Source organism: Peptoniphilus sp. HMSC075B08, assembly GCF_001815405.1.
GTDB classification, from domain to species: domain Bacteria; phylum Bacillota; class Clostridia; order Tissierellales; family Peptoniphilaceae; genus Peptoniphilus_A; species Peptoniphilus_A harei.
Window position 1 is genome coordinate 11075 of sequence record NZ_KV820460.1, and the last position, 13616, is coordinate 24690.

The 13616-nt window shown below is 32.4% G+C and carries 12 protein-coding genes and 2 pseudogenes; 7 read left to right on the forward strand and 7 right to left on the reverse strand.

The window, feature by feature from the left end; genetic code table 11:
- Positions 1–218, forward strand: a 218-nt coding sequence (gene mobC, locus HMPREF3023_RS08650; protein WP_144019638.1) for a MobC domain-containing protein, incomplete at its 5' end; no start/stop codon positions are given.
- Between the two features lies 1 nt (position 219).
- Positions 220–372: pseudogene (locus tag HMPREF3023_RS09275) on the forward strand (relaxase); the annotation flags it as partial.
- 357 nt (positions 373–729) lie between these two features.
- Here HMPREF3023_RS09275 and HMPREF3023_RS08655 read toward each other — a convergent pair.
- From HMPREF3023_RS08655 to rlmD, 6 genes and pseudogenes are all read right to left on the reverse strand, one after another.
- The gene (locus tag HMPREF3023_RS08655) at positions 730–2424 is read right to left on the reverse strand and encodes a hypothetical protein (RefSeq protein WP_004838629.1); all 1695 of its coding nucleotides are present in this window, start codon (positions 2422–2424) and stop codon (positions 730–732) included.
- Positions 2424–3428 carry a DUF4297 domain-containing protein gene (locus HMPREF3023_RS08660; RefSeq protein WP_070702786.1) on the reverse strand — a complete coding sequence of 335 codons (1005 nt, stop codon included), beginning with the start codon at positions 3426–3428 and terminating at the stop codon, positions 2424–2426. The genes HMPREF3023_RS08655 and HMPREF3023_RS08660 overlap by 1 nt, the downstream gene beginning before the upstream one ends.
- A gap of 447 nt (positions 3429–3875) precedes the next feature.
- A pseudogene (locus HMPREF3023_RS08665) lies at positions 3876–4341 on the reverse strand (nucleotidyl transferase AbiEii/AbiGii toxin family protein); the annotation flags it as partial.
- Positions 4342–4406: 65 nt separating this feature from the next.
- The gene (locus HMPREF3023_RS08670; RefSeq protein WP_070702642.1) at positions 4407–5255 is read right to left on the reverse strand and encodes an AraC family transcriptional regulator; all 849 of its coding nucleotides are present in this window, start codon (positions 5253–5255) and stop codon (positions 4407–4409) included.
- A 146-nt stretch (positions 5256–5401) separates the two neighbouring features.
- The gene (locus HMPREF3023_RS08675) at positions 5402–5989 is read right to left on the reverse strand and encodes a type IV toxin-antitoxin system AbiEi family antitoxin domain-containing protein (protein WP_070702644.1); all 588 of its coding nucleotides are present in this window, start codon (positions 5987–5989) and stop codon (positions 5402–5404) included.
- A 321-nt stretch (positions 5990–6310) separates the two neighbouring features.
- The gene (rlmD, locus tag HMPREF3023_RS08680) at positions 6311–7639 is read right to left on the reverse strand and encodes a 23S rRNA (uracil(1939)-C(5))-methyltransferase RlmD (RefSeq protein WP_070702646.1); all 1329 of its coding nucleotides are present in this window, start codon (positions 7637–7639) and stop codon (positions 6311–6313) included.
- Between the two features lie 186 nt (positions 7640–7825).
- Here rlmD and HMPREF3023_RS08685 point away from each other — a divergent pair, with 186 nt between their 5' ends.
- The 5 genes from HMPREF3023_RS08685 to HMPREF3023_RS08705 are packed head-to-tail and all read left to right on the forward strand — an operon-like array spanning position 7826 to position 12736.
- Complete coding sequence (locus HMPREF3023_RS08685; RefSeq protein ID WP_070702648.1) at positions 7826–8863, forward strand: phosphate/phosphite/phosphonate ABC transporter substrate-binding protein; 1038 nt, start codon at positions 7826–7828, stop codon at positions 8861–8863.
- A 40-nt stretch (positions 8864–8903) separates the two neighbouring features.
- Entirely contained in the window at positions 8904–9668 is a 765-nt protein-coding gene (gene phnC / locus HMPREF3023_RS08690; RefSeq protein ID WP_070702650.1) for a phosphonate ABC transporter ATP-binding protein, read from the forward strand.
- Positions 9665–10486 (forward strand): phosphonate ABC transporter, permease protein PhnE, encoded by an 822-nt coding sequence (gene phnE / locus HMPREF3023_RS08695; protein WP_070702652.1) that lies wholly within the window; start codon positions 9665–9667, stop codon positions 10484–10486. The genes phnC and phnE (HMPREF3023_RS08695) overlap by 4 nt, the downstream gene beginning before the upstream one ends.
- Before the next feature lies 1 nt (position 10487).
- Entirely contained in the window at positions 10488–11300 is an 813-nt protein-coding gene (gene phnE, locus HMPREF3023_RS08700; protein WP_070702654.1) for a phosphonate ABC transporter, permease protein PhnE, read from the forward strand.
- The gene (locus HMPREF3023_RS08705; RefSeq protein WP_070702656.1) at positions 11297–12736 is read left to right on the forward strand and encodes a bifunctional metallophosphatase/5'-nucleotidase; all 1440 of its coding nucleotides are present in this window, start codon (positions 11297–11299) and stop codon (positions 12734–12736) included. The genes phnE (HMPREF3023_RS08700) and HMPREF3023_RS08705 overlap by 4 nt, the downstream gene beginning before the upstream one ends.
- A 58-nt stretch (positions 12737–12794) precedes the next feature.
- On the opposite strand, the gene HMPREF3023_RS08710 is transcribed toward HMPREF3023_RS08705, so the two are convergent.
- Positions 12795–13526: an IclR family transcriptional regulator gene (locus HMPREF3023_RS08710; RefSeq protein WP_070702659.1), complete on the reverse strand. Its 732-nt coding sequence runs from the start codon at positions 13524–13526 to the stop codon at positions 12795–12797.
- Between the last annotated feature and the right edge of the window lie 90 nt (positions 13527–13616).

Here is a 13616-nt window from a genome sequence, read left to right on the forward strand (position 1 = left end):
TTTATGTTGTAGATTTAGAACCATTTAGAAACATACAATGGCTTCTTTCAAATGCAACAAATAACATAAACCAGATCGCCAAGGCTACTAATACAACTGGTGTTATTTACAAGAATGAAATCGAATCAATGAATAAACAGGTAGAAAAATTATCAAGAGAAATTTGGCAGATCCATTCCCTACTTCTTAATAAATCAAAAGAAAGTTCTGGTGATTAGTATGGCAATTACAAAAATACATCCTATAAAATCAACTCTAAATTTGGCAATAGACTACATTACTAATAGTGAAAAAACTGATGAAAAAGTCTTGGTATCTTCATTTAAATGTCATCCAGCTACTGCTCATATACAATTTATGAAAACACGAAAAATCATATTCTATAGCATTTTTTGAAACAAAAACCTGCTAACAAAAGTCAAGCTTAAGCTGAAATTAATTTCAGCTTATTTTTTTGTGCAAATACTATATAATCTTTGCATATCCAGCTTCCATGCTATTATCAAAATTATACTTTAAGGATGTTTTCTTGGTGCTTGAAGCTAAAGCTAATTTCCTCCACATGAATTCTTTCGTTCGCTCAATTCACTAAAGTAAGCAATAAAAAAAGAATACCCTTTTGCAAGAGTATTCTTAATAAAAATACAATATCGTTAAACTTTATAAAATAAGAAAAAAATTATTTATTCATGTAGACTAGGATGTAGATATATAGGTGATTTTATCTTACTATTTAATCAATTGGGCACTTAAAGCATTTTCTAAAACATATTTATATTTTGAGAAAGTTTCAGAATCAAGCAACTGATATTTGTCATTCTTTAGCTCTATAATATTTATTTCGCTTTCAAATTCAAAATTCCTTCTTTCAAACCCAATTGATGAAAAAATCAATTGGGTATAATTTGATGAATTATCTAATATATATTCAATTAAGGATTGTGCCTTATCATAATCCATCTCCGCATTCTTAGGGCTATCTAATACCATAGGTAAATTCAAGCATTTATTATTAAAAATTTTTTTAATATCATTAAGTATAAAATACCATATAACTGTTGAAATTGGTTTATTACTTCCACTTGCACAAAAAACTCGATTAATTGCTTTATATTGTGCTTCCTCTAACTCATTCAATCCAAACTTTAAGACTTCCCTATCAATCATATCATAATATTTTTTATTGATATCCGATTTAATTTTAGATACTTCCTTCAAGTCTTCCTCAATATTTTCTAGTTTCTCTTTAAGTTCTCCTTGCAAATTAAACTCATTAAATAACTCTAAATTTAAACTATTATATAGTTCATTTAGCCCCATATAGCTGCTATAATTTTTTATTTCTGTCTTAGCTATACCAATGTTTTTCTTGTATGATTCCAACTTATCTAAAAACTCTTTATAACTACCCTCTATTTGTAAAATTGATTTTGAAATCTTTTCTATATCCTCATATATGCTGTCCTTTATATATAACGAATCCTCAATTGAATTGTATCTTTTACTTCTAAGATCAGTTGTATCTTTCAAAACTGAATGGCATTCAGGACATATATCTGTATTTAAAATATACTTTATTTCTTTTTCCTTTTTATTCTTAAACCTTTCAATTTGGTTCAATGCAATTTCAAGCTCATACTTTTCATTTCGTAAATTTGTAAGCTCATACCTAAATTTATTAATAGAATTCAGAATATAATCATATTCCTTTGTTCTAATAGAAAGCTCCCTTTCAAGCTCTTTTAAATTTTCAGGCACAACAATATTACCTAATAGTTTAGATACTTTTTCTTTCATTCTACTAGTTTCTCTGTATGCGTCTTCTGAATCATTTATACGTTCCAATAAATTTTGTTTACTTTCAACATGTTCAAAATAATTCTTATCATATATTCCAAATTGTGCATATATTACATCAGGTTTAAAATTTTGATATTGTCCTAATCTCTTAAAGGAACTAAAGTATGTTCCATCATAATAATCTTGGTCAATAAAATTCATTACATATGTATATGCTGGTGGAGCAATCTCCAGCTTCTCAGTCCTTCTATTCGGTAAAAATATTTCAAAATCCCAAATATTGCTTAAAAAATATGATAACTCAATTATAGTTGATGTTTGAAATAATATCTTAAAAACATCATTAAATACTTTGAATAACTTTTTATGGCGATATATAAAATATATATTATCGTTAACCGAAAACTCTAAAATATATACTTTATCTTCATTTTTCCATTTTTTATCGAAGTGGGCATCAGCACCCAAAGTATGATATAAACTACGTAACAAGACTGACTTCCCTCTATCTGTTCCATCAATGTTACTAGAAGTAACAATATTTAAACCTTTTTCAAAACATGTAACAAAAGCCTCTTTAGTTAAAATATCAAAAATATATATTTTATTGAAAATAACATCCATTAAATATCACCTCCCTCTGTGTATAAATAAAATACCATTAAATAAAATACTTTTTTCATGTATTTTGTGTATTCTATAGGGAATTCACTATCAAATACATTATTTAAAATATTAAAAAGGTCATTTTCGTTTTTTATCTTATCTATATTCCCTTCAATATACTCAAAAATTGATATCTTTAATACATTCAACTCATGGCTTTGATCAATTTCCAGTAAATTAGTTAAAGCTTGATTATATAATCTTCTTTCTGATGGGAAGAAAGTTTTAATATAATCTTTAACCTGCTCAATGCCTGTTATAGATTTTTTCCTATGAGATTCAAGCATTTTATTAAACTCATTTTTAGAAATTCCTTTTAATTCTAGTACATCATTATAATTAGTGATTGCCATCTCATAAGAAGCTTTTTTCTGAGCTGTATCAGATACTAATCGAAATAAAGCATTAGGATTATTAGGTTCTTCATTTTTTATTTCTTGGAAAGCTTCAATTAACTTTCCAAGCAAAGCATAATGAGGATTTGTTAAGTCCATACTTTCACATACATAAAAAACATTATCAAGAATGACTTCTGATAACTTTAGTTCTTCTTGCAATTTATCTTCAATAAAATCTATTACTGTTTTGTCCAACTCACCTAAACAAACTTCTTGCCTTAAATCTTCTTTACTATCAATTTTCAAATGCTTATTACAAACTACAGCCAGCTTTATATTATGATTTGGGTTGTAAAGAGCATACAATGTTCCCAAAATAGATCTACTATTTCCTTTTCTCTTAGTTAGTGTTTTAGAACTATGATTACCTCTATTTATTGTTTTCACCTGGTAAAAATCAAGACCATTATCACGATGCAATTCAATATCACATTTGAAATCAAACACAATTGTATAGTCATCGTACAGCTTATATGCATCAATTAATTTACCAACTCCCCACAACAATTCAACTCTAAATCTATTTTTCGTTCTACTACCTGCTAAATCTAATGGTAAATTCATATAATAGTTCGAATATTCCAATATAATCACCTCACTTTTATGTCGTCATTCATTTATAATGTAACCTTTATAATATTTAATTAGTTTTTTCAAAAATCACTCTATAATCTTCTGTATGCCTTCTAATTCAAAAATATCAAAAACAGAACATCTGTAATTAAATTTTGTCTGTCTTAATTTATAAAATGTAATTTTCCTAATTTTGCTTTTCCATAAATTCACTATTTATCATACCTAATTCTTTTATTTTTGTAATAACATTTTATAATTAAATGATATCACTACATCCTACTTAAATCTTTTATTTATTCTATTATACCATTAAATATACGTCAAAAATAAAACGTTCTCCTTGATATAAAATTTATGCTTAAAAAAATAAAATCATTTCACTTCTCTAATACTTAATATTTTTTATCTATGATATGCCAGACAGTGTCTGTTAAATTACATCTCATTAATCCTATTTGATAAAGTTGTTACCACATCAACAACCTTATCAAAGCTCAGATCTCCAATATACTTATTTTCACTCAGATATACTTCCCACAAGGTTCTTAGGTATGAATCATCTTTTATGTCCTCAATTATTTCCTCATAGTCTTGCATTTCCTCTTGACTTCCTCTTTTGTCAGAAGTTCTCTCTATTGCTTCTTTTAAAATTTCATAATCTATCTCATCTTTTTTCAGCTTGTAGAGAGTGTATAGGTCATAAAAGTCTCTCATTCGTGTTGTTGTTATATTTCTTCTGATTATGGTTTCGTATTTTTCAGCTAAAATTGTTTCTAATAGGTATACCATTATTTTTATATTTTCTTTGCTAAAGATACAGGGATAGGTATATTCTATTTCCCTTGGTATTGTTACTTCTCCCGTTGTTAGGTCAAGTTTCATAGGAATTTTTACTCATTCCTATTTTTACTAATAGCAATCAAAAAAGCACCTACCATTTGATAGATGCCGTTAAACAAATTTAAATTACTCTTTTGCTATAGGAACCCATAATTCCATTTGATAATCTTCTGAATTAGGGTCTCCATCTCCATATACTTCAAAATCAGGACTTTCATCATGTCTATATCCTTCTTTAGGGAAGAAATATGAAATAATATACTTCCATCCTTCGTGAATGCACTTTGGTATAGGACCTTCTAAGCTTACAATAGCATACTCTTTTTCAGGAATGCTGAGTATGTCTAACCCTAACTCCTCAGCTTTTACTTCATCCGTTAAATCAAAACCAGCTAAGTATATAAATGAATCTTCTTCATCCATTATATAGTCATATCCTACGTCAAAGATTTGACCATTACCAAACTCTTCAAATTTTTCTCTTGGTACTTTTTCAACTAGTCTATCCCAAACTTTTGGGAAATTTGAACTCTTAGTTACATCTGATTTAATACCAGCTACTTTAAACGCTCTCTTTTTCTCAATTTTAATATCCATTTGATTTCCTCCTTGAACTGAAATTGAAAAGTAGATTCTTGGGAAATATTGATACTTTTCTCCTTTTTTTACTTGACCTGGAGTTAGCTTATGAAAACTTTTAAAAGCTAAAGCAAAAGAATCCTGAGAATTATAACCATATTTTATTGCGATGTCTATAATTCTTTTATCTGAATTTTTTAAATCAATTGCAGCATTTGTCATCTTTCTTAATCTTATATATTCAGATAATGAATATCCTGATATGATTGAAAATATTCTTGAAAACATTGGAAATGAATATCCTGTTATCCGTGTTATTTCTTTTTCATCAAGTTCATCAGTTAAGTTATCTTCAATATATTCTATTGCTAAGTTAAAAGATTTCATTATATCCATATTTCTACCACCTTTCATTTAAATTGTACAAGGATTTATTAAATTATACCCGATAATGCTAATACAAATATTATAGCATCACATGTTTATACTATTTTTCTTCTCTGCCAGACTTCTTATCTTGCCCTTTATACTCTCGATATTAATCACAATAATACATCCACGTATTTTCTAATTTCATCTTCTATTTTAAATAGTCTGCTGTATTTTATTATTCGTCTTAGATTTTTATTTGGTGATTTAAAGTATCTTTTTATTGCTTCTGTAAAAATTTGCTTATCTATTTTTTCTCTGTCTATTATGATATCGCAAATTGTTCGATCTATATCGTAAACTGGAATAAGGTTGCCTTGTGGTGATTTTATTTCTGTCTTTCCAATTTCGTATAGGTCTTTTTTTACATAATGAACTTGTAGATCTTCGTACCTCTTTTTGATATGGCTGGCATTGTAGCCTTGGGGTACAGATATATGAAATACATTTGGGGTCCTATCTGATAGGTCGTGGAGGTATAGGGCTGTTTGATGAGAAAATATAATTCGATTGCTATTGGATGATATTAAAACAAAATCGTCTATTACCTTTCCTTTTAATTGATACAGTCCTGGTCTTAATCTTTCTAATTGTCCGATTTTTGTTAATTCTGATAAATTATGCCTAGTATATCCAAGTTCTTCTGCTTCTTTGTTGGTTATTACTAAATTTTCTTGGATAAATTCTTTAAGTGTATTCATAGTCCGCCTCCTCTCGTTTACGCTTTTATTATATGTTATAAAAGCGAATATGTAAAGTTGGCTATTAGAGTTTTGTATTTTGAAAAGGATGTAACGAATCCTTACTCCCTTTCAATAAAAAAAGAGCAGCTTTTTAAGCCACTCTTGTAGAAAGTACAAAATGAGTTTATCTTATTAAATTTTTCTTTGTGTCTCCTCATACTAGTCTCAAAACAACTCTTACGTTCATGTAGTTTTTTTGAGTCTTTTTGACGTATCCTTCTTCATCTTTATCGAAGACAAAATGCTTATAAAACTGCTTAAAATGCAGGATTTCTATATTTACATCTTTTGTATCAACGCTATAGTCTCCACATGAGATGTTTTTGGAAACTGGTCTACTATTTCTAGTTCTTCTATTTCATAACCTCTTTCTTTAAAGACTCCAAGGTCCCTTACTAGGGTTACTGGATTACAGGATATATATAGGAACTTTTCTGGGTTGAAGTCTATTATCTTTTCTATGGCTCTTGGGTTTATTCCTTCTCTTGGCGGGTCAAGGACTATTAGGTCAGGATTCTTGTCTAGGTCGTCTAAGACTTTTAAGACGTCTGATGCTATGAATTCCACGTTGTCTATGCCGTTTAATTTTGCATTTTCTCTTGCTGCTTCTACTGCTTCTTCTACTATTTCTACTCCTATAACTTTTTTGGCTGACTCTGCTAAGACTTGGGTGATTGTTCCTGTTCCTGAATACAAGTCAAAGACCAATTTGTCTTTGGCATCAATTTTTTCTCTGGCCATCTTGTAAAGGACTTCGGCTGATTTTGTATTTGTTTGGAAGAAGGAGAAGGGGCTTATTTTAAATCTAAGTCCAAGGACTTCTTCTTCGATGTGGTCCTTGCCGTAGATTAGTTTCATTTCTTCTGGGACTATGGCATCTGATAGGGCATCATTTATCACATGATAGATTGATACTATTTGTCCTTCTAAGTCCAAGTCTAATAAGAATTTTATAAAGGCTTCTTCATCGAGCTTGCTTTGGCTTGATGTTGAAAGAAGTACCATTATCTCTCCCGTCTTAGTTGCCTTTCTTATTAGGAGGTGACGGAGGAAGCCCTCGTGTCTTTTCCTGTTGTATTGGACTTCGCCCAGGTCTTCGAAGTAGTTTCTCACTTCCGCCCTTATTGTGTTGAAGTCCTTGTCAACTATATTGCAGTCTGTAGTGTTTATTATTTCGTGAAATCTATTCTTCACGTGAAGTCCAAGTGAAAGTGGCCCTCCCTTATACTCATCGCCAAAGGTATATTCCATTTTGTTTCTATAATGTTTGTGGACTGGTGATGGAATGATTTCCATTTCTCTATCTATTCCATTTTCTTTAAATAAATTTTTTATTAATTCTTTTTTGTATTTAAGTTCCTCTTCATAAGTTAGGGTTTGGTAAGTACAACCGCCACACTTTTCAAAGTGAGGGCATTGGCTTTCTATTTCTATGTCTGATCTTTCTATTATGTTAAGAAGTTTTGCCTTTTTTGATTTTTTTCCTCTTGCCTTTATTTCTACTCTTTGGCCAACTATGCCGCCTTTAAAGTGGTACTCTCTATCTTCAAAACTTCCCCTTGATAGGTTTGGGAATCTCGATTCATCTATTTTAACTATAATGCTCATTGTGTCACTCCTTTAGGAAAATTATATCAAATTAAATATGTCGTCTCAATTTAATAAGTTAAGAATATTTAGCCAGTATTTTTAATTTTTTTTATAGTCTTTAATTTATATTTTTTGTTTATTTGGTATAATACATTTGACAAGATTTTGCTGTGGGATTACCCACGAATTTTTTGGAGGTATTATATGAAAAAAACATGGTTGGTATTGCTACTTGCAATGCTAATGACTCTTACTGCTTGTGGCAGTAACAAGAAAGAGGCAACAGCTGATGCAGATGGCAATGTAATCGAGGATTTAAAAATCCAATTCGTTCCTTCTAGGGAACCAGACGAAATTGTAACTAAGACTGAACCACTTAAGGAAGTTTTAAAGGCTAAGCTTGCTGAAAAAGGTTATGACGTTAAGAATATTGACATCTCAGTTGGTACTAACTACGAATCAACTGGTGAAGCCCTAAGTGCTGGTTCAGTTGACATTGGATTTATCCCTGGTGGAACTTACACTATCTATGATGACGGTGCTGAAGTTCTTCTTACTGCAACAAGAAAGGGACTTACTATTGAATCTGATGATCCTAAGGAATGGAATGATAATAAGCCAACAGATAGAGCTGATGAACAAGTTGATTTCTATAGATCACTTATAATCGCTGGTCCTTCTGCCAAAGGTCAAGAACTTGCTGCCAAGGTAAATAATGGAGAAAAATTAACTTGGGAAGACCTTGCAAGTGCTAAATGGTCTGTAATGGGCTCATCTTCATCTGCTGGTTACATCTACCCATACCTATGGCTACAAAAGAACTATGACAAGGGCCTAACAGATCTTCCATCAGTTGTTCAAGCTGACTCTTACCCATCATCTGTTGCTAGACTTGCTTCTGGCCAAGTTGATATAATGGTAGGTTTCTCTGACGTGAGAATGGATAATGCTGACAAATGGCAAAACGAATTTGGTAAGACTAAGTCAATCTGGGACGAAACTAACGTACTTGCTGTAACTGACAGAATTTACAATGATACAATTTCAGTTTCTAAGAACTCAGAAATTATGACAGATGACTTCAAAAAAGCCCTTCAAGAATCCTTCATAGAAATTGGTGGAAGCGAAGAAGGTAAAGAAATCATAGCAATCTACAGCCACGAAGGTTACAAGGCTGCTGATGACAAGAACTATGATGGCGAAAGAGAAGCACAAAATTTATTAAGAGAACTTAAAAATTAAGAAAGGGCTTCATTAGAAGCTCTTTTTTATGAGGAGAATTATGATTGAATTTAAGAATGTAGATAAAGTTTATCCTGGTGGATTTAAGGCCCTAAAAGATATAAACCTTACTATTGAGGACGGCGAGTTTGTTGCCATAATAGGAAGGTCTGGTGCCGGTAAATCTACCCTAATTAGGACTATAAATAAGATGCACGACATTAATGCAGGGACTCTTACTGTTGATGGAGTTGATGTTAAATCTCTAAAGGGAAAAGAACTTCGCAAGTTTAGGAGAAATATTGGGATGATTTTCCAATCCTTTAACCTTGTTGAGAGAATTTCTGTTATCAAGAATGTAATGTCTTCCTTTGTTCCTGATTTAAATCCCATCCAGTCCTTATTTGGAATTTATCCAAAGGAATGTAAGCTAAAGGCTCTTGAAGCTCTTGAGCAAGTTGACATACTTGACAAGGCCTTCGAAAGAGCTGACAACTTATCTGGTGGACAACAACAAAGGGTTGCTCTTGCTAGGACTCTTGTCCAAAACCCAAGCATTATCCTTGCTGACGAACCTGTTGCAAGCCTTGACCCTGTCACTGCAAGGCAGGTTATGGATTATTTTAAAAAGATTAACGAAAATCTTGGAATCACTATCCTCTTAAATATCCACCACGTTGAGCTTGCCCTTGAATATGCCACAACTGTTCTTGGAGTTCGTGACGGAGAGGTAATCTATTATGGACCAGCCAAGAATGTGGACGATAGCGTTTTAAAATCTATTTATGGAGATTCCTTTGAAGAAATAAAATTGGAGGAAGTATGAGCCTCTACTACAAAATCTTTAAACCAAAAAAACACACCCTAAAGTCTGGTAAGGAAGTCTATGAGAAGCCAACTTTGACCATACCTATCCTTATTCTATTGCTTCTTTTTACCATGCTTTCTGTAAGAGTTACTAACTTTTCAATGGCAACCCTTGCGAAAAATATTCACAAGCTCTTTGCCATTTTATCTCCAATGTTTAAGCCAAACTTTTCCTACTTCCCTTCAATAGTGGGACCACTTTTTGACACAATAAAGATGTCCTTCTTAGGATCCTTCTTGGGTGCAGTTTTGGCTATGCCCTTTGCCTTCTTGGCATCAAACAACATGGTAAATAACAAGGTCATAAACTGGATTGTTAAGTTACTTTTCTCAATCCTTCGTACCATTCCAACACTTGTGTCTGCACTTATTGCAACTTATATTTTTGGACTTGGTGCCTTTGCTGGTACAGTTGCCATATTTTTATTTTCCTTCTCCTATGTTGGAAAGCTAACTTATGAGCAAATCGAAACAGTTAACATGGGAGCCTTTGAAGCCATGATCTCCATGGGCTTTACTAGGACCATGGCATTTTTCAAATCCATTGTGCCAGAGATCCTTCCCTTTTATTTATCAACTGCCCTTTATAACTTTGAAGGTAACGTAAGATACGCTGCAATCCTTGGTTATGTTGGTGCCGGTGGACTGGGACTTCTTATTAACGAAAACATTAACTGGAGAGACTACAACCGTGTGGGCATGATTCTCTTGATGCTACTTATAACAGTATTTATCATCGAAAATATCAGTGCTCACTTTAGAAGAAAGTTGAATTAATATGTCAGAAAAAGTAATAGAAAAACTAAAATCAGAACCAAAAAATCATGGCTATATCATAATGATTGTAGCTGTACTTTTATTCATGATAGTTTGGTCATCTTCTGTAATTAATTTTGAATCTGCAACAAAAGATGGAATGGGAGTAGCCAAAAATATTATCAAGGGAATCTTTAATCCCAACAAGGACATGCTCTTTAACCTAACGACGAAGGGTGTTCCTTACCTTTTACTTGAAACTATTTGTATAGCCTTCCTGGGTACCCTTGTAGGGGCAATAATTGCCATGCCACTTAGTTTCTTGGCATCATCAAATATTGTTCCAGCGCCTGTGGCTTATCTTGTTAGGATGTTTATTATCCTAATAAGGACAATCCCAGCTATTGTTTATGGTCTAATGTTTATTAGGGTAACAGGACCTGGACCCTTTGCAGGCCTTATGACTATGTCCTTCACATCTATTGGTATGCTGACAAAATTATTTTCAGATAACATCATGAACCTAAACAAGACAATACTCGAGTCCTTCTCTTCCATTGGGGCAACAACCTTCCAAAAGATTCGCTTTGGTATAATTCCTCAGCTTTTTGCAAACTTTGCCTCAACAACAATTTATCGTTTCGACATAAATTTAAGAGACGCATCAATCCTTGGGCTTGTTGGAGCAGGTGGTATTGGTTCACCACTTATGTTCGCCATCACTTCCTACAAGTGGAGTGAAGTTGGAGCAATCCTCTTGGGACTAATCCTTCTTGTTTTATTTATTGAATACTTCTCAACAAAGATAAGAGCAAGACTAGTAGGTGAAAAATGATTTTAAAAATAATTCACACATCAGACTTGCACGGATATTTTTTCCCAACAGATTATCTCGATAGGGAAGAAAAAAATACAGGCTACCTTTCACTTTTAAATAATATAAAAAAAGACGACCACACAATCTTAACAGACGGAGGAGACATCCTTCAGGGATCTTCCTTCGCCTACTATGTAAAAGAAAATCTAAACTCCAATGTAGTGGCAGACATGATGCAAAATGTAGACTACTACACACTGGGTAACCACGACTTCAACTACGGCTACGACTACCTAAGGACTTACGTAGAAAACATGAAGGCCAAACTAGTTTGTGCTAACGTCAAAGACAAGACTGGTAAGATTAAATTTAATCCCTATTATGTAAAAGAGATTGACGATTACAAGATTGGGATTGCTGGAATTGTTACCGATTGGGTAAATCTCTGGGAGAGAAAAGAAAATCTTGTGAACTTTGAAGTCACAGATGCCTTTGAAGGAGCAAAGAGGGCCCTTGAAGGACTAAAAAAAGAAAAGACAGATTTTAATATTTTAATCTACCACGGTGGCTACGAAATCGACCTAGCAAGTGGCAAAAAGCTTTCAGAGACCACAGAAAATATTGGGGGCAAAATTGCAAAAGAATTGGACTTCAATATAATCTTGGCAGGCCACCAACACATGGAGATTGCTGGTTACATTGGCGATACACTTGCCATTGAGACGCCAGCCAATGGGTCCAAGGCTGCCCTTGTGGAAGTTGACCTTGCAAGAAAAGAAATGAAGGCTTCCTTTATTGAGCCAAGGCTTGGATCAAACTTCCTTATAGAAAAATATATTGATATTGAAGAAGAAGTCCAAGACTATCTCGACCAACCAATAGCAAAACTCAGTCGTGACTACATGCCAGAGGACAGGATTAAGATGGCCCTTCATGGATCAGACCTTGCAGACCTAATAAACAAGATCCAATTGGACTACACAGGAGCAGATATTTCCATCACTTCCTTTGCCAATATCATCTCAGGTCTAAAGAAGAACTTGACCACAAGAGACGTCCTAAACACTTACAGGTTCCCTAACACAACAGTGGTGCTTGAAATAGACGGCAAGAGTCTTAGAGAGGCCCTAGAACAAAACTTTTCCTACATCGAGTATGATGGGTCCTATAAGATTTCAAAGAAGTTTTTAGAGCCAAAGGAAGAGCATTACAACTTTGACTACTTCTATGGCATAGACTTTGAAAAGGACCTTACAAAAAAAGTTGGCGAAAGAATTGGAAAAATCTTCTTTAAGGGTAAAGAAGTAAAAGATTCCGACAAGTTTTCACTAGTCATGAATAACTACAGAGCCACAGGAGCCGGCGGCTTTGATATGTATAAGGACCTCAAAGTAATAAAAAATTACGACAAGGAAACTTCAGAAATATTATTAGACTATTTTAGAAACTTGTAAAAATTTTTCAATTTATAAAACAAAAATAAGAGACCGAGGTCTCTTATTTTTATTACTATTAATTGTCATTAAAACTGCCCAATTCATTTGAAATTTGTTTAGCTGTTTTTAATAATTTTTCTATATTATCTCTTAGTTTATCTTCACTTAAAACACCAACAATATTTGCTATTGCTATAGCTCCAGCAACTTCATTATCATGATTAAATATTGGCGCTCCATAAGCAATTACTCCTTTATCAACTTCTTCATTACTTATTGAGTAACCTCTGTTTCTTATTTCTTCAATTTCTTCTTTATATTTTTCTAACTCATCTTCTTTATAAACTTCCATTTGATCGATCTCATTCAAATTTGCAAAGTAAGCTTTTGAAGCTGCGCCTTTAAAAAGTTTTACATCTTTTCCTATATCACAAAAAAACCTAACATTTCTAACGCCGTCTATCCTCTCAATAAAGGTGAACTGATTACCATTTCTAATTCCAAGCGTTACAGTTGATTTTGTTTCCTTTGCTAAAGACTGCATATATGGTTTAGCTATATTTCTAATATCTAAGGATCCTATTACCGAGGCACTTAAACTTAGTAATGATACCCCTAGAGAATATTTTTTCGACATTTTATCTTTCTTAATTAAATTATAATAAATCAAAGTATTAAGAATATTGTAAACAGTACTTTTACTTATTTTTGTCTTATTAGTTATTTCAGTAAGTCCTAAAGGTTCGTTTTCATCTCTAAGTGTAAAAAGTATTTTTATTACATTTTCAGCAGAATTTAATCTTTTCATGATTCCTCCTCAAAAGTCTATTTCTATTATATCCATTAAAGAGAAGTTTATTCAATATAAAACCACCACATTAAATAATGTGATGGTTTC

Coding starts and splice junctions, on each gene's coding strand:
- HMPREF3023_RS08655 (WP_004838629.1), bottom strand. CDS start 2,424: ATGGATGTTATTTTCAATAAAATATATATTTTTGATATTTTAACTAAA.
- HMPREF3023_RS08670 (WP_070702642.1), bottom strand. CDS start 5,255: ATGGATATAATGAAATCTTTTAACTTAGCAATAGAATATATTGAAGAT.
- HMPREF3023_RS08710 (WP_070702659.1), bottom strand. CDS start 13,526: ATGAAAAGATTAAATTCTGCTGAAAATGTAATAAAAATACTTTTTACA.
- HMPREF3023_RS08675 (WP_070702644.1), bottom strand. CDS start 5,989: ATGAATACACTTAAAGAATTTATCCAAGAAAATTTAGTAATAACCAAC.
- rlmD (WP_070702646.1), bottom strand. CDS start 7,639: ATGAGCATTATAGTTAAAATAGATGAATCGAGATTCCCAAACCTATCA.
- HMPREF3023_RS08705 (WP_070702656.1), top strand. CDS start 11,297: ATGATTTTAAAAATAATTCACACATCAGACTTGCACGGATATTTTTTC.
- phnE (WP_070702652.1), top strand. CDS start 9,665: ATGAGCCTCTACTACAAAATCTTTAAACCAAAAAAACACACCCTAAAG.
- phnE (WP_070702654.1), top strand. CDS start 10,488: ATGTCAGAAAAAGTAATAGAAAAACTAAAATCAGAACCAAAAAATCAT.
- HMPREF3023_RS08685 (WP_070702648.1), top strand. CDS start 7,826: ATGAAAAAAACATGGTTGGTATTGCTACTTGCAATGCTAATGACTCTT.
- HMPREF3023_RS08660 (WP_070702786.1), bottom strand. CDS start 3,428: ATGAATTTACCATTAGATTTAGCAGGTAGTAGAACGAAAAATAGATTT.
- phnC (WP_070702650.1), top strand. CDS start 8,904: ATGATTGAATTTAAGAATGTAGATAAAGTTTATCCTGGTGGATTTAAG.